15 protein-coding genes and 1 tRNA gene are annotated in these 20,112 nt (G+C 56.9%); 15 read left to right on the top strand and 1 reads right to left on the bottom strand.

Annotation, left to right across the window (positions count from 1 at the left end):
- The first annotated feature begins 112 nt into the window (after positions 1–112).
- From tuf to ACNQ62_RS12125, 11 genes are all read left to right on the top strand, one after another.
- Positions 113–1,288 (top strand): elongation factor Tu, encoded by a 1,176-nt coding sequence (gene tuf / locus ACNQ62_RS12175; protein ID WP_005849852.1) that lies wholly within the window; start codon positions 113–115, stop codon positions 1,286–1,288.
- 161 nt (positions 1,289–1,449) lie between these two features.
- Positions 1,450–1,525, top strand: a tRNA-Trp gene (locus tag ACNQ62_RS12170).
- Positions 1,526–1,655: 130 nt separating this feature from the next.
- Positions 1,656–1,853 carry a preprotein translocase subunit SecE gene (gene secE / locus ACNQ62_RS12165; protein ID WP_005849880.1) on the top strand — a complete coding sequence of 66 codons (198 nt, stop codon included), beginning with the start codon at positions 1,656–1,658 and terminating at the stop codon, positions 1,851–1,853.
- Between the two features lie 205 nt (positions 1,854–2,058).
- Positions 2,059–2,592 carry a transcription termination/antitermination protein NusG gene (nusG, locus tag ACNQ62_RS12160; protein ID WP_005849878.1) on the top strand — a complete coding sequence of 178 codons (534 nt, stop codon included), beginning with the start codon at positions 2,059–2,061 and terminating at the stop codon, positions 2,590–2,592.
- Between the two features lie 159 nt (positions 2,593–2,751).
- Positions 2,752–3,177: a 50S ribosomal protein L11 gene (gene rplK / locus ACNQ62_RS12155; protein WP_005849876.1), complete on the top strand. Its 426-nt coding sequence runs from the start codon at positions 2,752–2,754 to the stop codon at positions 3,175–3,177.
- A gap of 1 nt (position 3,178) precedes the next feature.
- The gene (gene rplA / locus ACNQ62_RS12150; protein WP_005849875.1) at positions 3,179–3,877 is read left to right on the top strand and encodes a 50S ribosomal protein L1; all 699 of its coding nucleotides are present in this window, start codon (positions 3,179–3,181) and stop codon (positions 3,875–3,877) included.
- A gap of 398 nt (positions 3,878–4,275) precedes the next feature.
- A complete protein-coding gene (rplJ, locus tag ACNQ62_RS12145; protein ID WP_037941629.1) occupies positions 4,276–4,791 on the top strand; it encodes a 50S ribosomal protein L10 in 516 nt (171 codons plus the stop codon).
- 75 nt (positions 4,792–4,866) lie between these two features.
- Complete coding sequence (gene rplL / locus ACNQ62_RS12140) at positions 4,867–5,238, top strand: 50S ribosomal protein L7/L12 (RefSeq protein WP_005849872.1); 372 nt, start codon at positions 4,867–4,869, stop codon at positions 5,236–5,238.
- Positions 5,239–5,522: 284 nt separating this feature from the next.
- Positions 5,523–9,659, top strand: coding sequence for a DNA-directed RNA polymerase subunit beta (gene rpoB / locus ACNQ62_RS12135; RefSeq protein ID WP_005849870.1), 4,137 nt, complete (start codon positions 5,523–5,525; stop codon positions 9,657–9,659).
- A 94-nt stretch (positions 9,660–9,753) separates the two neighbouring features.
- On the top strand, positions 9,754–14,001 hold the full coding sequence (gene rpoC / locus ACNQ62_RS12130) for a DNA-directed RNA polymerase subunit beta' (RefSeq protein WP_005849869.1): 4,248 nt from the start codon (positions 9,754–9,756) through the stop codon (positions 13,999–14,001).
- Between the two features lie 167 nt (positions 14,002–14,168).
- Positions 14,169–15,047: a DMT family transporter gene (locus tag ACNQ62_RS12125; protein WP_064216395.1), complete on the top strand. Its 879-nt coding sequence runs from the start codon at positions 14,169–14,171 to the stop codon at positions 15,045–15,047.
- On the opposite strand, the gene ACNQ62_RS12120 is transcribed toward ACNQ62_RS12125, so the two are convergent.
- Positions 15,044–15,850 carry a putative rhamnosyl transferase gene (locus ACNQ62_RS12120; protein WP_418094948.1) on the bottom strand — a complete coding sequence of 269 codons (807 nt, stop codon included), beginning with the start codon at positions 15,848–15,850 and terminating at the stop codon, positions 15,044–15,046. The genes ACNQ62_RS12125 and ACNQ62_RS12120 overlap by 4 nt on opposite strands.
- Before the next feature lie 404 nt (positions 15,851–16,254).
- On the opposite strand from ACNQ62_RS12120, the gene rpsL reads away from it, so the two are divergent.
- The 4 genes from rpsL to ACNQ62_RS12100 all read left to right on the top strand — a co-directional run.
- Entirely contained in the window at positions 16,255–16,626 is a 372-nt protein-coding gene (gene rpsL, locus ACNQ62_RS12115; protein ID WP_005849863.1) for a 30S ribosomal protein S12, read from the top strand.
- Between the two features lie 176 nt (positions 16,627–16,802).
- On the top strand, positions 16,803–17,273 hold the full coding sequence (gene rpsG, locus ACNQ62_RS12110) for a 30S ribosomal protein S7 (protein WP_005849857.1): 471 nt from the start codon (positions 16,803–16,805) through the stop codon (positions 17,271–17,273).
- 83 nt (positions 17,274–17,356) lie between these two features.
- Positions 17,357–19,483, top strand: a complete 2,127-nt coding sequence (gene fusA, locus ACNQ62_RS12105) for an elongation factor G (RefSeq protein ID WP_037941636.1) — start codon at positions 17,357–17,359, stop codon at positions 19,481–19,483.
- 104 nt (positions 19,484–19,587) lie between these two features.
- A partial coding sequence (locus ACNQ62_RS12100; RefSeq protein WP_418094947.1) for a GTP-binding protein occupies positions 19,588–20,112 on the top strand: 525 nt, incomplete at its 3' end.

The following is a 20,112-nucleotide window of genomic DNA, read 5'->3' as shown; positions in this document are numbered from 1 at the left end:
GCGGCGGTGTGAGGCGAACAGGTGCTTGATTTTATGCGCCAGACCCAATACATCGCCCGCCAGATAGGTTTGGGTCTGGGTTCAGGCCCTCATTAATATAAAGGGCTGCTCCATGGCTAAGGCAAAGTTTGAACGTAATAAACCACACGTTAACATCGGTACCATTGGTCACGTTGACCACGGCAAAACCACGTTGACCGCGGCGATCACCAAGTACTTCGGCGACTTCCGCGCCTATGACCAGATTGACGGCGCGCCCGAAGAAAAAGCACGCGGCATCACCATCTCGACCGCACACGTTGAGTATGAGACCGAAGGCCGTCACTACGCCCACGTCGACTGCCCAGGCCACGCTGACTATGTGAAAAACATGATCACCGGTGCGGCGCAGATGGACGGCGCGATCCTGGTTGTGAACGCAGCTGATGGCCCCATGCCACAGACCCGCGAGCACATCCTGCTGGGCCGTCAGGTCGGCATTCCCGCCATGGTTGTCTACATGAACAAAGTAGACCAGGTGGACGATGAAGAGCTGCTGGAACTGGTTGAAATGGAAATCCGCGAACTGCTGTCTTCCTACGACTACCCAGGCGACGACATCCCTGTGATCCCCGGTTCCGCTCTGGCGGCGATGGAAGGCCGTGACGAGAACATCGGCGAGAACTCCATCCGCAAGCTGATGGAAGAAGTCGACAACTACATCCCGACACCAGAGCGCGCTGTTGACCAGCCGTTCCTGATGCCTGTGGAAGACGTCTTCTCGATCTCCGGTCGTGGTACAGTTGTGACCGGCCGTGTTGAGCGTGGCGTGATCAACGTTGGCGACGAAATCGAAATCGTTGGCATCCGCGACACCAAGAAAACCACATGTACCGGCGTTGAAATGTTCCGCAAACTGCTGGACCGTGGGGAAGCTGGCGACAACATCGGCGCCCTGCTGCGCGGTATCGACCGTGAAGGCGTTGAGCGTGGTCAGGTTCTGTGTAAGCCAGGTTCGGTTAAGCCGCACACCAAGTTCACCGCCGAAGCCTATATCCTCACCAAGGAAGAGGGTGGCCGTCACACGCCGTTCTTCGCGAACTACCGTCCACAGTTCTACTTCCGGACCACAGACGTCACCGGTACCGTTCAGCTGCCAGAAGGCACTGAAATGGTTATGCCTGGCGACAACCTGCAGTTCGACGTGGAGCTGATCGCCCCCATCGCGATGGAAGACGGTCTGCGCTTCGCGATCCGCGAAGGCGGTCGTACCGTTGGCGCGGGCGTGGTTTCCAAAATAACCGAGTAAGCCAACCCGCGGGTTACCCCGCGCACCGGCAACAAGACGAAGGCCGCTCCCAATCGGGGCGGCCTTTTTCGTGGTTTGGGGGCGGGCGGCATTATTCCTGCGCAATGCGTCTATCTGCCCTTGATCCCCCAGCGAATATCGACTACCTCACCACTCGGCATAGGGGTTTAGCTCAGTTGGTAGAGCATCGGTCTCCAAAACCGAGGGTCGTGGGTTCGAGTCCCTCAGCCCCTGCCAATCTCAACACATGTGAGAACGCGCACTTTGGTGTACCAGCTTCGCCAGTAGGCGAGCTTGATATGAAGCCTTGAATTCAGCGCTTTTGACAGATACATCCCCACAATCGTTCGTATACAGGAAAACCGACATGGCCACAGTCAACCCGCTTCAGTTCATCCAGCAAGTGCGTTCCGAAGTATCCAAGGTCGTCTGGCCCACCCGTCGCGAGGTCATGCTCACCACGGTTATGGTGTTCATTCTTGCCGCGTTGACAGCGGTGTTCTTTGCGATTGTCGATATCCTCATCCGTGGCGGGTTGCAGTACATCCTGGCCGCCTTCGGCTGATCCAGGGGCGCGGCACCTTAAAACGCCGTGGCCCTCTTGAAACATGTGCGATTGCGGGCTATCCCGCAGACCTGATCAAGAGGGGCGTGCGGCGATTCGTGTTGCGCGCCGATTTTTTGTTCACCGCCGGCATGCTGCGACAGGCTGGTTTTTACGAGAATTAGATGTGGCCGTTGCTGCATCACAAGACAGGGACCAAGTTCAGATGGCGAAAAGATGGTATTCGGTCAGTGTTTTGTCGAACTTCGAAAAGAAGATTGCCGAGCAAATCCGCACCACGGTCGCCGAGCAAGAGCTTGAGGACCAAATCGACGAAGTGCTGGTCCCCACCGAAGAGGTGATCGAGGTCCGGCGCGGCAAGAAAGTCACGACAGAGCGTCGCTTTATGCCCGGCTATGTGCTGGTTCATATGGAGATGTCCGATCGCGGGTATCACCTGATCAACTCGATCAACCGCGTCACCGGTTTCCTGGGTCCACAGGGCCGTCCGATGCCGATGCGTGACGCCGAAGTCACCGCGATCCTAGGCCGCGTCCAAGAGGGCGAAGAAGCACCACGCACGCTGATCCACTTCGAAGTGGGTGAGAAGGTCAAAGTGGCGGACGGCCCGTTCGAAGACTTCGACGGTATGATCGAAGAGGTCGACGACGAGAACCAGCGCCTCAAGGTGTCTGTGTCGATCTTTGGCCGGGAAACTCCGGTCGAATTGGAATTCACTCAGGTCAACAAACAGGTCTGAGCGATCGGCGGGGCGACCCGCTATACGGTGGCAACACCGTTCGTTTGTGGGAGGGGACAGCGGCGCGCCGCCCAACCGAACCACGCTAGCAAGCGGCCACATCGCGATGTGGTTGTATAGGGTGAACGAAAGTTCACCGACATTAAAAGGAGAAGGCCAATGGCCAAGAAACTCGTCGGTACGATGAAGTTGCAAGTTAAAGCGGGTCAAGCGAACCCATCCCCACCCGTCGGCCCCGCATTGGGTCAGCGCGGAATCAACATCATGGAATTCTGTAAGGCGTTCAACGCCAAGACAGCGGACATGGAGCCAGGTGCCCCTTGCCCGACCGTGATCAGCTACTATCAGGACAAGTCCTTCACCATGGACATCAAGACGCCTCCTGCGTCCTACTACCTGAAGAAAGCTGCCAAGGTTAACTCCGGCGCGAAAACACCAAGCCGCGAGACCGTCGGCACCGTGACCACCAAGCAACTGCGCGAAATCGCAGAAGCCAAAATGGCCGACCTGAGCGCTGTGGATGTCGAATCCGCGATGAAAATCATTCTGGGCTCTGCCCGCTCCATGGGCATCGAGGTTAAGTAAGATGGCAAAACTCGGAAAACGCACCCGCGCCGCACGCGAAGCATTCGTAGGCAAAGAAGATCTGACCGTTGAAGAAGCAGTCGCCCTGATCAAAGCCAACGCAACCGCGAAATTTGACGAAACCATCGAAATCGCGATGAACCTTGGTGTTGACCCGCGTCACGCCGACCAAATGGTTCGTGGTGTTGTCGGCCTGCCAAACGGCACCGGCAAATCCGTTCGCGTTGCTGTATTCGCCCGTGGCCCCAAGGCTGACGAAGCACAAGCAGCAGGTGCCGACATCGTTGGCGCCGAAGACCTGATGGAAGCTGTCCAAGGCGGCAAGATCGACTTTGATCGCTGCATCGCGACACCTGACATGATGCCCATCGTTGGTCGTCTTGGTAAGGTTCTCGGCCCACGTAACCTGATGCCAAACCCAAAAGTCGGCACAGTTACAATGGACATCAAAGAAGCTGTTGAAGCTGCTAAAGGCGGTCAGGTTCAGTTCAAAGCTGAAAAAGGCGGCGTTGTGCATGCTGGCATCGGTAAACTGTCCTTTGACGAAGCCAAGCTGGTTGAAAACGTACGTGCCTTTGTTGGCGCTGTGTCCAAAGCCAAGCCTACCGGCTCCAAGGGTGCCTACATGAAAAAGATCGCGCTGAGCTCCACAATGGGCCCAGGTGTGACTGTAGAAGTCGACAACGCTGTAACCGAGTAAGGTCCAGCGATAGGCGCAGTCCTGCGCCTGCTATCAGATCCCCGCATTGGTCATCCGATGCGGGGATTTTTTATGCGGAAACCGGCCAGAGAAACCCGGTCTGACGGCGTTTGAAGCAGATTAGCCTAAACTCGGCACAAGAAAGTCGAGTTTCCCCTTGGCATTCCGCGCTGCATTCCCTAAGAAGCCCTCGATTCACTATGCATCGCATGGTGAGTCTTCTGTCCGAGACGAAGGGTGGCGCAAGCCTTAATTCCTTTCTGAGATGGGAGATGCAAGAATTACCGTTCGCGTAAGCGTGGGGCTATTTTGGCTTATTCCCGTAAAATGGACCAAGACTGTTCGCGTAAGCGGACTTAATTGAGCCGGGGGGTAACCCCCAGATTTGGAGTGAAACTGTGGATAGAGCCCAGAAAGAACAGTTGGTCGAAGAGCTCGGCCAAATCTTCGAAAGCTCTGGCGTCGTTGTGGTAAGCCACTACGTCGGCCTGACAGTTGCTGATATGCAGGACCTTCGTGCGCGCGCTCGCGCTGCGGGCGGGGCCGTGCGTGTTGCCAAAAACAGGCTCGCCAAAATTGCCCTAGACGGAAAGCCATGCGAAAGCATTGCAGATCTCCTGACGGGTATGACCGTTCTGACCTATTCCGAAGACCCCGTGGCAGCTGCCAAGGTCGCTCAGGAATTCGCTAAAGAGAATCAAAAGTTTGTCATTCTCGGCGGCGCAATGGGTGAGAACGCACTGGATGTCGCCGGTGTTGAAGCCGTGTCCAAGATGCCTTCGCGGGAGGAGCTTATCTCCACCATCGCGGGTATGCTGGGCGCACCTGCTTCCAACATCGCCGGGGCCATTGGCGCACCTGCAAGCAACATCGCTTCCATCTTGTCCACCATCGAGGACAAGGCGGCTGCGTAAAGCAATATCGTCAAGCTGGCGCAGGGTTGAACACTCGCGTTGGAACACACATATCGTTAACGGAAAGAGCTAAACATGGCTGATCTGAAAAAACTGGCAGAAGACATCGTTGGTCTGACACTGCTGGAAGCACAAGAACTGAAAACCATCCTCAAAGACGAGTATGGCATCGAGCCCGCAGCTGGCGGCGCAGTGATGATGGCTGGCCCTGCCGATGCAGGCGCGGCTGCTGAAGAGAAAACTGAATTCGACGTCGTTCTGAAGAACGCCGGCGCATCCAAAATCAACGTGATCAAAGAAGTTCGCGGCATCACCGGTCTGGGCCTGAAAGAAGCCAAAGATCTGGTTGAAGCTGGCGGCAAGATCAAAGAAGGCATCGACAAAGCCGAAGCCGAAGACATCAAAGCCAAGCTGGAAGCAGCTGGCGCAGAGATCGAACTGGCCTAAGCCATTAGATCTGGGTGCTGTTTTTGCTTGATGAAAGCAGACCGAAGTTTGTAAAGCTTTGGGCAAGCCCATAAAAATTAAGGCTGGACGGGGAATTCCCTGTCCAGCCTGATCTGTTTTGAAAAGTATTTCGAGCGAAATACTTCTCTGGATAGGTCCTAGTGGTCGGAAGAGGTACGGTGGGACGTGCCTCAAGAATTGATCAGGATTTACCGCTCTTATGGGCGCGCATCACGGCCCCGGTGATGGCGAGCTCGGCAAGAGATACGAAAGGTGACAGACACATGGCGCAAACCTTCCTTGGCCAGAAACGTCTACGTAAATACTATGGCAAAATCCGCGAAGTGCTGGAGATGCCGAACCTGATCGAGGTTCAAAAATCCTCTTATGATTTGTTCCTGCGCTCCGGCGATGCGGAAACACCGACAGACGGTGACGGCATCCAAGGCGTGTTCCAGTCGGTTTTCCCGATCAAGGACTTCAACGAGACGTCGGTGCTTGAATACGTCAAGTACGAGCTCGAAAAACCCAAATACGATGTCGAGGAATGTCAGCAACGCGACATGACCTACAGCGCGCCTTTGAAGGTGACGCTGCGCCTCATCGTATTTGATGTGGATGAAGACACCGGTGCGAAATCGGTAAAAGACATCAAAGAACAAGACGTGTTCATGGGCGACATGCCCCTAATGACGCCAAACGGTACCTTTGTTGTCAACGGTACAGAGCGTGTTATCGTATCCCAGATGCACCGTTCGCCCGGCGTTTTCTTTGACCACGACAAAGGCAAAACCCACTCTTCGGGTAAGCTGCTGTTTGCTTGCCGCATCATCCCATACCGCGGGTCGTGGCTCGACTTTGAATTCGACGCCAAAGACATCGTGTTCGCGCGCATCGACCGTCGTCGTAAGCTGCCTGTAACAACGCTGCTCTACGCGCTTGGCCTTGACCAAGAAGCGATCATGAACGCGTATTACAACACCGTGAACTATACGCTGAAAGACGGCGAAGGCTGGGTTGCACCTTTCTTCCCTGACCGTGTGCGGGGCACACGTCCATCGTATGATCTGGTTGACGCCGCAACAGGCGAGATCCTGTTCGAGAAGGGCAAGAAGGTTACACCTCGTGCCGTTAAGCAGTTGATCGACGAAGGCAAAGTGACAGAACTGCTGCTGCCCTTCGGTCACATCGCTGGCAAATTCGCCGCGCGTGACATCATCAACGAAGAAACCGGCGCGATCTATGTCGAAGCGGGCGACGAGCTGACGCTCGAGCACGATAAAGACGGCACGCTCATCGGCGGTACAGCGAAAGAGCTGATCGACGCGGGCATCACCGAGATCCCACTTCTCGACATCGACAACATCAACGTCGGCCCCTACATGCGTAACACCATGGCGGCGGATAAGAACATGAACCGCGACACCGCGCTCATGGACATCTACCGTGTGATGCGCCCGGGCGAGCCGCCCACAGTCGAAGCCGCGTCGAACCTGTTCGACACGCTGTTCTTTGATGCGGACCGCTATGACCTTTCCGCAGTTGGCCGCGTGAAGATGAACATGCGTCTTGCGCTCGACAAAGAAGACACGCAGCGCACGTTGGACCGTGACGACATCGTTGCCTGTATCAAGGCGCTGGTTGATCTGCGTGACGGCCGTGGCGACATCGACGACATCGACCACCTTGGGAACCGTCGTGTACGCTCCGTTGGTGAGCTGATGGAAAACCAGTACCGCGTCGGCCTGCTTCGTATGGAGCGCGCGATCAAGGAACGTATGTCCTCGGTCGAGATCGACACTGTCATGCCACAAGACCTGATCAACGCGAAGCCAGCGGCTGCTGCGGTACGTGAATTCTTCGGCTCCAGCCAGCTGTCGCAGTTCATGGACCAAACCAACCCGCTGTCCGAGGTGACGCACAAGCGTCGTCTGTCCGCGCTTGGGCCAGGTGGTCTGACACGCGAACGTGCCGGCTTTGAGGTGCGTGACGTTCACGCAACCCACTACGGTCGTATGTGTCCGATTGAAACGCCCGAAGGTCCGAACATTGGTCTGATCAACTCTTTGGCAACATTCGCCCGCGTCAACAAATACGGCTTTATCGAAACACCCTACCGTAAAGTAACGAACGGTGTTGTTTCCGATGACGTGCAGTACATGTCCGCGACCGAAGAAATGCGTCACACCGTGGCGCAGGCGAACGCGAACCTTGATGAAAACATGAAGTTCGTCAACGATCTGGTGTCGACGCGGAAATCCGGTGACTACACGCTGTCGCCTTCCGAGAATGTCGATCTGATCGACGTTTCGCCGAAACAGTTGGTCTCGGTCGCTGCGTCCTTGATCCCGTTCCTTGAAAACGACGATGCGAACAGGGCCTTGATGGGCTCGAACATGCAACGTCAGGCGGTGCCTTTGCTTCAAGCCGAAGCACCACTGGTCGGCACAGGTATCGAAGAAGTCGTCGCACGGGATTCCGGTGCTGCCTATATGGCGAAACGCGGTGGTATCATCGACCAAGTCGACGCCAGCCGTATCGTTATCCGCGCCACCGAAGACCTTGAACTGGGCGACGCGGGCGTAGACATCTACCGCATGCGCAAGTTCCAGCGTTCGAACCAGAACACCTGCATCAACCAGCGTCCGCTGGTGAAAGTGGGCGAGACGGTTCAAAAGGGTCAGGTTATCGCGGACGGTCCATCGACCGATATGGGTGAACTGGCACTTGGTAAGAACGTGGTCGTCGCGTTCATGCCCTGGAACGGCTACAACTACGAAGACTCCATCCTGATCTCTGAACGTGTATCGCGTGACGACGTGTTTACCTCGATCCACATCGAGGAATTCGAAGTCGCCGCCCGTGATACAAAGCTGGGGCCAGAGGAAATCACACGCGATATTCCGAACGTCGGTGAAGAAGCGCTGCGCAACCTCGACGAGGCGGGCATCGTGTACATCGGCGCGGATGTTGAACCCGGTGACATTCTCGTCGGCAAGATCACACCCAAGGGCGAAAGCCCGATGACGCCAGAGGAAAAACTGCTGCGCGCCATCTTCGGTGAGAAAGCCTCGGACGTGCGCGATACGTCGCTGCGTGTGAAGCCCGGTGATTTCGGTACCGTTGTTGAAGTCCGCGTGTTCAACCGTCACGGCGTTGAAAAAGACGAACGTGCGCTGCAGATCGAACGTGAAGAAGTCGAACGTCTGGCCCGTGACCGGGACGACGAACTTGGCATTCTTGACCGCAACATCTACGCGCGTCTGCAGTCGATGATCATCGGCAAGACGGCTGTCAAAGGCCCGAAAGGCGTCAAGGCAAACTCTGAAATCACCGAAGACCTGCTGGCATCCTTGTCGCGCGGTCAGTGGTGGCAGTTGGCTTTGGCCGACGAAGATGATGCCAAGATCGTCGAGGCCCTGAACGAGCAGTACGAGATCCAGAAACGGACCTTGGATGCACGTTTCGAGGACAAAGTCGAAAAAGTCCGTCGTGGTGACGATCTGCCCCCGGGCGTGATGAAGATGGTCAAGGTTTTCGTCGCGGTGAAGCGCAAGCTGCAACCGGGCGACAAGATGGCCGGTCGTCACGGCAACAAAGGTGTTATTTCCAAGGTTGTACCGATGGAAGACATGCCGTTCCTCGCGGATGGTACGCCGGTCGACTTCTGTTTGAACCCGCTGGGTGTTCCGTCGCGTATGAACGTCGGTCAGATCCTTGAAACCCACATGGGTTGGGCCGCACGTGGCCTGGGCATCAACATCGACGAGGCGCTGCAGGAATACAAACGTTCCGGCGATCTGACACCTGTACGCGAAGCGATGCACCACGCCTATGGCGACGATGTCTACGAAGAAGGCATCTCGGGTATGGACGAGGAAACATTGCTGGACGCAGCCAAGAATGTCGCGCGCGGTGTCCCAATCGCCACGCCGGTTTTCGATGGTGCCAAGGAAGCGGATGTGAACGACAGCCTGACACGGGCCGGTTTCGACAGCTCCGGTCAGTCGGTTCTGTTTGACGGCCGCACGGGCGAACAGTTTGCGCGTCCGGTGACCGTCGGCGTGAAATACCTGCTGAAACTGCACCACCTTGTGGACGATAAAATCCACGCGCGTTCAACTGGTCCATACTCGCTGGTCACCCAGCAGCCATTGGGCGGTAAAGCGCAGTTCGGTGGTCAGCGCTTCGGTGAGATGGAGGTCTGGGCTCTGGAAGCTTACGGCGCTGCATACACCCTGCAGGAGATGCTGACTGTGAAATCGGATGACGTGGCCGGACGGACCAAGGTCTATGAAAGCATCGTCAAAGGCGAAGACAACTTCGAAGCCGGTATTCCGGAATCGTTCAACGTACTTGTGAAAGAGGTACGCGGTCTTGGCCTGAACATGGAACTCCTGGATGCGGAGGAAGACGAGTGAGGCACGCGCCGGGGTTTTCATAAACCCCGGACCGTTTCCTGAAGCAGGAAACACCTCTCTCCCTCCGCTTTCGAGACTTATCTAAGGATTTAAGATGAACCAGGAACTGACAAACAACCCGTTCAACCCCGTCGCGCCGATGAAGACGTTCGACGAAATCAAGGTCTCTCTGGCATCGCCAGAGCGGATCCTGTCGTGGTCGTTCGGTGAAATCAAGAAACCAGAAACCATCAACTACCGGACGTTCAAACCAGAGCGTGACGGCCTGTTCTGCGCGCGTATCTTTGGCCCGATCAAAGACTACGAATGCCTGTGCGGTAAATATAAGCGCATGAAGTATCGCGGCGTTGTCTGCGAGAAATGTGGTGTTGAAGTCACGCTGCAAAAGGTCCGTCGCGAGCGTATGGGCCACATCGAGCTGGCGTCGCCTGTTGCGCACATCTGGTTCCTCAAGTCGCTGCCATCGCGCATCGGCCTGATGCTGGACATGACCCTGCGCGATCTGGAACGTGTTCTTTACTTTGAAAACTACGTTGTGATCGAACCCGGTCTGACGGACCTCACCTATGGTCAGATGATGACCGAGGAAGAGTATATGGACGCGCAGGATGCCTATGGCATGGACGCGTTCACCGCCAATATCGGTGCCGAAGCGATCCGCGAAATGCTGGCCGCCATCGATCTGGAAGCCGAAGCAGACCAGCTGCGTGCCGATCTGAAAGAGGCGACCGGCGAACTGAAGCCCAAGAAGATCATCAAGCGTCTGAAAGTCGTTGAATCCTTCCTCGAGTCCGGCAACCGGCCCGAGTGGATGATCATGACCGTCATTCCGGTGATCCCGCCAGAGCTGCGCCCGCTGGTGCCGCTGGACGGTGGCCGTTTCGCGACGTCGGATCTGAACGACCTGTATCGCCGCGTGATCAACCGGAACAACCGCTTGAAGCGTCTGATCGAACTGCGCGCACCTGACATCATCGTCCGCAACGAAAAGCGGATGTTGCAGGAATCCGTCGATGCCTTGTTCGACAACGGCCGTCGCGGCCGCGTCATCACTGGTGCCAACAAGCGCCCGCTGAAGTCGCTGTCCGACATGCTGAAAGGTAAGCAAGGTCGCTTCCGTCAGAACCTTTTGGGTAAGCGCGTCGACTTCTCCGGTCGTTCGGTCATTGTGACCGGCCCCGAGCTGAAGTTGCACCAATGCGGTCTGCCCAAGAAGATGGCGCTCGAGCTGTTCAAGCCGTTTATCTACTCGCGTCTTGAAGCCAAAGGTCTGTCTTCCACTGTGAAGCAAGCCAAGAAGTTGGTGGAAAAAGAGCGTCCCGAAGTGTGGGACATCCTCGACGAAGTGATCCGCGAACACCCCGTCATGCTGAACCGTGCGCCTACCTTGCACCGTTTGGGCATTCAGGCGTTCGAACCGGTACTGATCGAAGGTAAAGCGATCCAGCTTCACCCGCTGGTCTGTTCCGCCTTTAACGCTGACTTTGACGGCGACCAAATGGCTGTGCACGTGCCACTTTCGCTGGAAGCACAGCTGGAAGCACGCGTCCTGATGATGTCGACGAACAACGTTCTGTCGCCTGCAAACGGCGCGCCGATCATTGTTCCGTCGCAGGATATGATCTTGGGTCTGTACTACACGACCCTGGAACGCGAAGGCATGCCGGGCGAAGGCATGGTGTTCGGCTCTGTCGAGGAAGTCGAGCACGCGCTTGGTGCCGGTGCGATCCACCTGCACTCCAAGATCAAGGCGCGGATCAAACAGATCGATGCCGAAGGCAACGAAGTGATGAAGCGTTACGATACCACGCCGGGCCGTATCCGCCTTGGCGCGTTGCTGCCGCTGAACGCCAAAGCGCCGTTCGATCTGGTGAACCGTCTGCTGCGTAAGAAAGAAGTGCAGCAGGTCATCGATACGGTCTACCGCTACTGTGGTCAGAAAGAATCCGTTATCTTCTGTGACCAGATCATGACTATGGGCTTCCGTGAAGCTTTCCGTGCCGGCATTTCCTTCGGTAAGGACGACATGCTGATCCCCGAAACCAAGTGGACCTTGGTGGACGAAACGCGCGAGCAGGTTAAAGACTTTGAACAGCAGTACATGGACGGCCTGATCACTCAGGGTGAAAAGTACAACAAAGTCGTCGATGCCTGGTCCAAGTGTAACGACAAGGTCACCGACGCGATGATGGGGGCCATTTCGGCCGAACGTCGCAACGATGACGGCGCGGTGATGGAGCCGAACTCGGTCTACATGATGGCGCACTCCGGTGCGCGTGGCTCGGTCACACAGATGAAACAGCTGGGCGGGATGCGCGGTCTGATGGCGAAGCCGAACGGCGACATCATCGAGACTCCGATTATCTCGAACTTTAAAGAAGGTCTGACCGTTCTGGAGTACTTTAACTCCACCCACGGTGCCCGTAAGGGTCTGTCGGATACCGCTTTGAAAACAGCGAACTCGGGTTACCTGACCCGTCGTCTGGTGGACGTGGCACAGGATTGTATCGTTCGTATGCATGACTGTGGCACCGAAACCGCGATCACGGCCGAAGCGGCTGTGAACGATGGTGAGGTTGTCTCTTCGCTGGCGGAACGTCTGCTGGGTCGCGTTGCGGCCGATGACATCCTGCGCCCCGGGACCGACGAAGTGTTGGTACCTGCGCAGACTGTGATCGACGAACGTCTGGCTGACATCATCGATGAAGCGGCTGTTCAATCCGCACGGATCCGCAGCCCGCTGACCTGTGAGGCCGAAGAGGGCGTCTGCGCCATGTGCTATGGTCGTGACCTTGCACGCGGTACGCTGGTGAACCAAGGTGAAGCTGTCGGCATTATCGCTGCTCAGTCGATCGGTGAACCCGGCACGCAGCTGACCATGCGTACATTCCACATTGGTGGTGTTGCGCAGGGTGGCCAGCAGTCCTTCCTCGAGGCATCGCAGTCCGGTAAAGTTGTGTTCGAGAACGCTCAAACCCTTGAGAACGCCGCAGGCGAGATCATGGTAATGGGCCGGAACATGAAGCTTGCCATCGTCGATGATAACGGCGACGAGCGTGCCAGCCACAAGGTTGGCTACGGGACCAAGCTGTTCGTCAAGGAGGGTCAGTCGATCCTGCGCGGCGACAAGCTGTTCGAATGGGACCCCTATACGCTGCCGATCATCGCGGAGAAATCCGGTATGACCAAGTTCGTCGACCTGACGTCGGGGATCGCGGTCAAGGATGAAACCGATGATGCAACCGGTATGACACAGAAGATCGTGATCGACTGGCGTGCAGCACCCAAAGGCAATGAGCTGAAGCCTGAAATCATTCTGGTGGATGCCGATGGCGAGCCGGTCCGCAACGATGCGGGCAACCCGGTGACCTACCCCATGTCCGTTGATGCCATTCTGTCCGTTGAGGACCAGACTGAAATCAAGGCCGGTGACATCGTTGCGCGTATCCCGCGTGAAGGTGCCAAGACCAAGGATATTACCGGTGGTCTGCCACGTGTTGCGGAACTCTTTGAGGCACGTCGCCCCAAAGACCACGCGATCATCGCCGAGATCGACGGGTACGTCCGCTACGGTAAGGACTACAAAAACAAGCGTCGTATCTCGATCGAGTCGTCCGAGGATCCGGATCACAAGGTCGAATACATGGTGCCTAAGGGTAAGCACATTCCCGTTGCGGAAGGTGACTTTGTCCAGAAGGGCGACTACATCATGGACGGCAACCCCGCGCCGCATGACATCCTCGCGATTATGGGTGTCGAAGCGCTGGCTGACTACATGATCGACGAAGTGCAGGATGTTTATCGTCTGCAGGGCGTTAAGATCAACGATAAGCATATCGAAGTGATCGTGCGTCAGATGTTGCAGAAGTGGGAAGTCCAGGACAGCGGTGATACCACCCTGTTGAAAGGCGAACACGTCGACAAGCAAGAATTCGACCAGGCCTGTGCCAAAGCGCTGTCCAAAGGCGGGCGCCCTGCGCAGGGCGAACCGATCCTGCTGGGGATCACCAAGGCGTCGCTGCAAACCCGCAGCTTCATCTCGGCGGCGTCCTTCCAGGAAACCACACGCGTTCTGACCGAAGCATCGGTTCAGGGTAAGCGCGACAAGCTGGTTGGCCTGAAAGAGAACGTCATCGTGGGCCGTCTGATCCCAGCCGGTACCGGTGGTGCGACGCAGCAGATGCGCAAGGTTGCGACAGATCGTGACAACGTGGTCATCGAGGCCCGTCGCGAAGAAGCCGAAGCCGCAGCACGTCTGGCCGCGCCAGAGCCTACAGCCGACGATGTTGTTGGTGGCGATGTCTTCGACAACGTTCCCAGCGACGACGAAAGCCGCAGCTAAGCCTAGGCTTGATAGCTAGCTAACAGAGCCCCCGCCGAGAGATCGGCGGGGGTTTTTCGTTGTGGGGCAGGGGGATGAAATAGCGTCGAAATTTTGCGCAGGTGGGCTGGTTTTCCACCGCGGCTTGCGCCAATGATAAGCCAACCTAACAAACTGAAAGCCACCCGATGTCGCCAAACCTTGCCGGAGCACTTTTCATGATGGGCTCTATGGCGGCCTTTGTGTTGAACGACACGATGACCAAAACCACGGGCGGGGCCGTGCCTCTGTTCCAGCTGCTGTTCTTGCGCGGTGTGATCTCTATCTCGTTGATCGTGATGCTATGGGGGCGGCTCGGCCCGATGCACCTGCGTCTTAGCCGGCGCGATTGGAAACTGGTCGCAATCCGGTCTGGTGCCGAAGTCGGGGCAAGCTTTTTCTTCGTGACCGCGTTGTTCAATATGCCCTTGGCGAACCTCAGCGCCATTCTGCAATCCCTGCCGCTGACGGTGACTTTGGGCGCGGCGCTGGTCTATCGCGAAAAGGTCGGCTGGCGGCGCTTCTCTGCGATCCTTGTGGGGTTCTTCGGCGTGATGCTGATCGTCAAACCGGGCACCGACGGGTTCAATATCTGGTCGATCTACGCGCTGATCGCGGTGTTCTTTGTCACCGTGCGCGACCTCAGCACCCGCCGTCTGTCGAAAGAGGTCCCGTCGATGACCGTGACCTTCGCCGCTGTGCTGGCCGTGACGGGGTTTTCGACCTTCGCGCAGTTCACCACGCCGTGGGCTCCGGTCTCTTCCGCGCATTGGGTCGCCATTACGGCGGCCGCGGTCTTTGTGCTGATGGGGTATTATTTCAGCGTGCAGACGATGCGGGTGGGCGACGTATCGTTCATCGCGCCGTTCCGCTATACGGGGCTGATCTGGGCGCTTATTCTCGGGTGGTTGGTGTTCGGCGACTGGCCGGTGCCGTCAACGCTCGCTGGGGCATCTATCGTCGCTGCGACGGGGCTGTTCACGCTCTACCGTGAGCGCATCACCACCCGCCCGCTGCCGCCGCTTTAACCTTTGGCAAAGACGCGGCGCACAGTGTCGATGTCGATGGCAAAGCGGTCCTTGAACAGGATCTCTTCCTCGGGGCTGAGTGGGGATAGGTCGACCGCCCGTGCATTCTTTTGGCGTGAATCGTTAAATCCATTGTGGCCGCGGACATACATTGCAGGGTCGGGAAAGCTCAGCGCAGGCATGAAGCGGGGCAGCTTGTCATGGGCAAAGTTCATGATCGTAAGTGGACACCCCGCGTTCACGAACATTGCCAACGCCGCGGTGTAGAACGGCCGGAACGACGGGGTCGCCGTGATATCATCCGCGCCGAACTCGGCCACGTAGCCCTTGTTCCAGTCAAGCGCGACGGATTTGTGCTGGACCAGTAGCGGGGCGGCGTCATCAACAGCTTTACGCAACTTGGCCACGAAATCGACCGCAATCGCGTCATCGTCATCAAAGCGGAATTGCACACAGGGTTCAGAGCGCGCGTGACGGGCCTTGTTCAGAATCTCTTTCATCACCTCGCGGTGCGGGCGTGGCGGCTCTACCACAATCCGCGCTTGGGGTAGGGGGGCGAGCAAGGCCTTTAGCCGTTCCAGATGGACTGGGGGAAAGCGATCGCCGACCAGCACGATCATTTCGAAATCGGGGTCTGTTTGCGCCCTCAGGCAGGGCAGGGCGACGGTTTCGAACAGGCGGAACCTTTCCTCAAGCCGCGCGGGATCATAAAGGTAGGCGATACGATCAGCGGTGGAGTCATGCCCGACCTGAAACCCGCCAAGCGCCGGATAGGAAAAGCGGCATAGCCCAAGTACCTGCATCGTGATCCGCCCTGTCCGAGTAATGTGGCATAAATATGCGCGGTAGCCGGGGTGTCTTGCAAGGTGGAATACCCGTTTGGCGTGCCGTGGGCGGCTTGGGGGCGGGGGCTGTTGACAGCGTGGACGACTCTGCCTATACGCCCCTTATCTCGGATGCGGGGGTCGCCCTGCTTTGCCGACATCATATCTACTGTGGTCACGATCCGGTCTACTGCTGACTCGATCCTCTGTTACCCCACCGCTTCGTTTTCCTCGGTACGGGAACGCTGCGGTGATTTTGCTTTGCGCCAGTGGTGTAGGGCGAAAGATAGGCTTCGTGGACGTGCGAAGTGACCGAATTTGAAACCGCACTGGGGTCCGCCCCGCTGCACCACTTATGTGAGCTAAACGGGGATAAAACCGGAATGCCAACGATCCAACAGCTGATCCGCAAACCGCGCCAGCCTAAAATCAAACGTTCGAAATCCATGCACCTGCAAGAATGCCCGCAAAAGCGCGGCGTTTGTACACGTGTTTACACCACCACACCTAAGAAGCCGAACTCGGCCATGCGTAAGGTTGCCAAAGTACGCCTGACCAACGGTTTCGAAGTCATCAGCTACATCCCGGGTGAATCGCACAACCTGCAAGAACACTCCGTTGTTCTGATCCGCGGCGGCCGTGTAAAAGACCTTCCCGGTGTGCGCTACCACATCCTGCGCGGTGTTCTCGATACGCAAGGCGTTAAAGACCGTAAGCAGCGTCGCTCCAAATATGGTGCAAAGAAGCCAAAGTAATTTGGGTCGGTATGGGATCGCGCATCGCAGATACACGATGCCGGATCCCGCCGCCCGCCATGTTTTCCCGTAAGGGAGTGAGCCGAGTAAGACTGAGCGCCGGACGATCGGGGTGCAATATGCACCAGACGCACTGGACCAAACCTGCCTCGGCAACTGACAATTAGGAGCTTTAAATGTCACGTCGTCACGCCGCTGAAAAACGCGAAGTACTGCCAGACGCCAAGTACGGTGATCTGGTTCTCACCAAATTCATGAACAACCTGATGATCGACGGCAAAAAGTCGGTTGCGGAGCGTATCGTTTACAACGCGATGAACCGTGTTGAAGACAAAATCAAACGCGCGCCCATCGAAGTCTTCCACGAAGCGCTGGACAACATCAAGCCGTCCGTCGAAGTGCGTTCGCGCCGCGTTGGTGGTGCCACCTATCAGGTTCCTGTCGAAGTGCGCCCCGAGCGTCGCGAAGCACTGGCGATCCGCTGGTTGATCAAAGCGTCCCGCGCCCGCAACGAGAACACCATGGAAGAGCGCCTTGCAGGTGAGCTTCTGGACGCTGTTCAATCGCGCGGTACTGCTGTTAAGAAGCGCGAAGACACCCACAAGATGGCCGACGCGAACAAAGCGTTCAGCCACTACCGCTGGTAATTCGGGCGGCATAAGCCGTTCCCGTCGCGTCCCACCCCGGGGCGCGATTTATCCGTTTCAGATATATTCGAGGAAGCAGCTCAATGGCACGCGACTATCCGCTCTCACGCTACCGCAATTTCGGCATCATGGCCCACATCGACGCAGGCAAAACAACCTGCTCCGAACGGATCCTGTTTTACACTGGTAAGTCCCACAACATCGGCGAAGTGCACGACGGTGCCGCCACGATGGACTGGATGGAGCAGGAGCAGGAACGCGGTATTACAATTACCTCCGCTGCGACGACCACTTTCTGGCAGCGCCAGGAAGAGCCAACAGCCGACGCGACATCCGACACCAAGTACCGGATGAACATCATCGACACCCCTGGCCACGTTGACTTCACCATCGAAGTTGAACGCTCGCTGGCCGTTCTTGACGGCGCGGTTGCTGTTCTTGACGCCAACGCCGGTGTTGAGCCCCAGACCGAAACCGTTTGGCGCCAAGCGGACCGCTACAAGGTTCCACGCATCGTTTTCGTCAACAAAATGGACAAAATCGGCGCTGACTTCTTCAACTGCGTGAAGATGATCAAAGACCGTACCGGTGCGACACCTGCGCCGATCCAAATCCCGATCGGTGCCGAAACCGAGCTGGAAGGCATGATCGATCTGGTTACCATGAAAGAATGGGTATGGGCCGGTGAAGATCTTGGCGCGAGCTGGGAACAACGCGAAATCCGTGCCGAGTTGAAAGACCTGGCCGACGAATGGCGCGCGCATCTGATCGAGACTGCGGTCGAGATGGATGACGAAGCCATGGAAAACTACCTGATGGACGGCGCAGAGCCTGACGTCGACACCCTGCGCGGTCTGATCCGTAAAGGGACACTGGCGATCAAGTTCATCCCCGTACTCTGCGGCTCCGCGTTCAAAAACAAAGGTGTTCAGCCTCTGTTGAACGCTGTTATCGACTATCTGCCATCCCCGATGGACGTTGTTGACTACATGGGCTTCAAACCAGGCGACGAGACAGAGACACGTAACATCCCACGCCGTGCGGATGACGACATGGCCTTCTCCGGTCTGGCGTTCAAAATCATGAACGACCCCTTTGTTGGCTCGCTGACCTTTACCCGCATCTACTCCGGTGTGCTGAACAAGGGCGACACGCTCTTGAACTCCACCAAAGGTAAGAAAGAGCGCGTCGGTCGTATGATGATGATGCACTCCAACGATCGTGAAGAAATTCAAGAAGCGTTCGCGGGCGACATCATCGCGCTGGCAGGTCTGAAAGACACAACAACCGGTGACACGCTTTGCGCCGTCAACGACCCTGTTGTTCTTGAAACAATGACCTTCCCCGATCCGGTTATCGAAATCGCGGTTGAGCCTAAAACCAAGGCTGACCAAGAGAAGATGTCCACCGGTCTGGCGCGTCTGGCTGCAGAAGACCCCTCCTTCCGCGTTGAAACGGATCTGGAATCCGGTCAGACCATCATGAAGGGCATGGGCGAACTTCACCTCGACATTCTGGTGGACCGTCTGCGTCGTGAATTCAAAGTTGAAGCGAACATCGGTGCGCCTCAGGTTGCCTACCGCGAGACCATCTCGCGCGAAGCAGAAATCACCTACACCCACAAGAAACAGTCCGGTGGTTCCGGTCAGTTCGCCGAGGTGAAGATGATCCTGATGCCAACCGAGCCAGGCGAAGGCTATTCCTTCGAAAGCCGCATTGTTGGTGGTGCCGTTCCGAAAGAATACATCCCGGGCGTCGAAAAAGGGATCAACTCGGTCATGGACTCCGGTCCTTTGGCGGGCTTCCCGGTCATCGACTTCAAGGTTGCTCTGATCGACGGTAAATTCCACGACGTTGACTCCAGCGTTCTTGCGTTTGAAATCGCGGCCCGTATGGGTATGCGCGAAGGCATGCGTAAAGCTGGTGCGAAACTGCTCGAACCGATCATGAAAGTCGAAGTTATCACCCCTGAGGACTACACAGGCGGGATCATCGGCGATCTGACATCGCGTCGCGGTCAGGTTCAGGGTCAGGACACACGCGGGAACGCAATCGCGATCGACGCACAGGTGCCGCTGGCCAACATGTTCGGCTACATCAACACGCTGCGTTCGATGTCGTCGGGTCGTGCGAACTTCACCATGCAGTTCTCGCACTACGAACCTGTTCCGCAGAACATCTCTGACGAGATCCAAGCGAAATTCGCGTAACTGGCGCGTTGCAATAACTGGGACGGCGGGGATAACCCCGCCCTACCCAAACCGTAGGGTGGGTGTTCAACCCACCGCCCAATTTGAAAACCAAGGAGGCCACCATGGCTAAGGCAAAGTTTGAACGTAATAAACCACACGTTAACATCGGTACCATTGGTCACGTTGACCACGGCAAAACCACGTTGACCGCGGCGATCACCAAGTACTTCGGCGACTTCCGCGCCTATGACCAGATTGACGGCGCGCCCGAAGAAAAAGCACGCGGCATCACCATCTCGACCGCACACGTCGAGTATGAGACCGAAGGCCGTCACTACGCCCACGTCGACTGCCCAGGCCACGCTGACTATGTGAAAAACATGATCACCGGTGCGGCGCAGATGGACGGCGCGATCCTGGTTGTGAACGCTGCTGATGGCCCCATGCCACAGACCCGCGAGCACATCCTGCTGGGCCGTCAGGTCGGCATCCCCGCCATGGTTGTCTACATGAACAAAGTAGACCAGGTGGACGATGAAGAACTGCTGGAACTGGTTGAAATGGAAATCCGCGAACTGCTGTCTTCCTACGACTACCCAGGCGACGACATCCCTGTGATCCCAGGCTCCGCTCTGGCGGCGATGGAA

Source organism: Sulfitobacter sp. SBS6, assembly GCF_048285585.1.
GTDB lineage: Bacteria > Pseudomonadota > Alphaproteobacteria > Rhodobacterales > Rhodobacteraceae > Sulfitobacter > Sulfitobacter pontiacus.
The sequence above is the reverse complement of the archived record's forward strand: the minus strand, read 5'-3'. Positions and strand labels throughout refer to the sequence as shown.

Bases quoted from the DNA above. Each gene is read 5' to 3' on its own strand.
- nusG (WP_005849878.1), top strand. From the start codon at position 2,059: ATGGCGAAAAGATGGTATTCGGTCAGTGTTTTGTCGAACTTCGAAAAG.
- secE (WP_005849880.1), top strand. From the start codon at position 1,656: ATGGCCACAGTCAACCCGCTTCAGTTCATCCAGCAAGTGCGTTCCGAA.
- fusA (WP_037941636.1), top strand. From the start codon at position 17,357: ATGGCACGCGACTATCCGCTCTCACGCTACCGCAATTTCGGCATCATG.
- rplL (WP_005849872.1), top strand. From the start codon at position 4,867: ATGGCTGATCTGAAAAAACTGGCAGAAGACATCGTTGGTCTGACACTG.
- rplA (WP_005849875.1), top strand. From the start codon at position 3,179: ATGGCAAAACTCGGAAAACGCACCCGCGCCGCACGCGAAGCATTCGTA.
- rpoB (WP_005849870.1), top strand. From the start codon at position 5,523: ATGGCGCAAACCTTCCTTGGCCAGAAACGTCTACGTAAATACTATGGC.
- rpsG (WP_005849857.1), top strand. From the start codon at position 16,803: ATGTCACGTCGTCACGCCGCTGAAAAACGCGAAGTACTGCCAGACGCC.
- ACNQ62_RS12125 (WP_064216395.1), top strand. From the start codon at position 14,169: ATGTCGCCAAACCTTGCCGGAGCACTTTTCATGATGGGCTCTATGGCG.
- tuf (WP_005849852.1), top strand. From the start codon at position 113: ATGGCTAAGGCAAAGTTTGAACGTAATAAACCACACGTTAACATCGGT.
- rplK (WP_005849876.1), top strand. From the start codon at position 2,752: ATGGCCAAGAAACTCGTCGGTACGATGAAGTTGCAAGTTAAAGCGGGT.
- ACNQ62_RS12120 (WP_418094948.1), bottom strand. From the start codon at position 15,850: ATGCAGGTACTTGGGCTATGCCGCTTTTCCTATCCGGCGCTTGGCGGG.
- rpsL (WP_005849863.1), top strand. From the start codon at position 16,255: ATGCCAACGATCCAACAGCTGATCCGCAAACCGCGCCAGCCTAAAATC.
- rpoC (WP_005849869.1), top strand. From the start codon at position 9,754: ATGAACCAGGAACTGACAAACAACCCGTTCAACCCCGTCGCGCCGATG.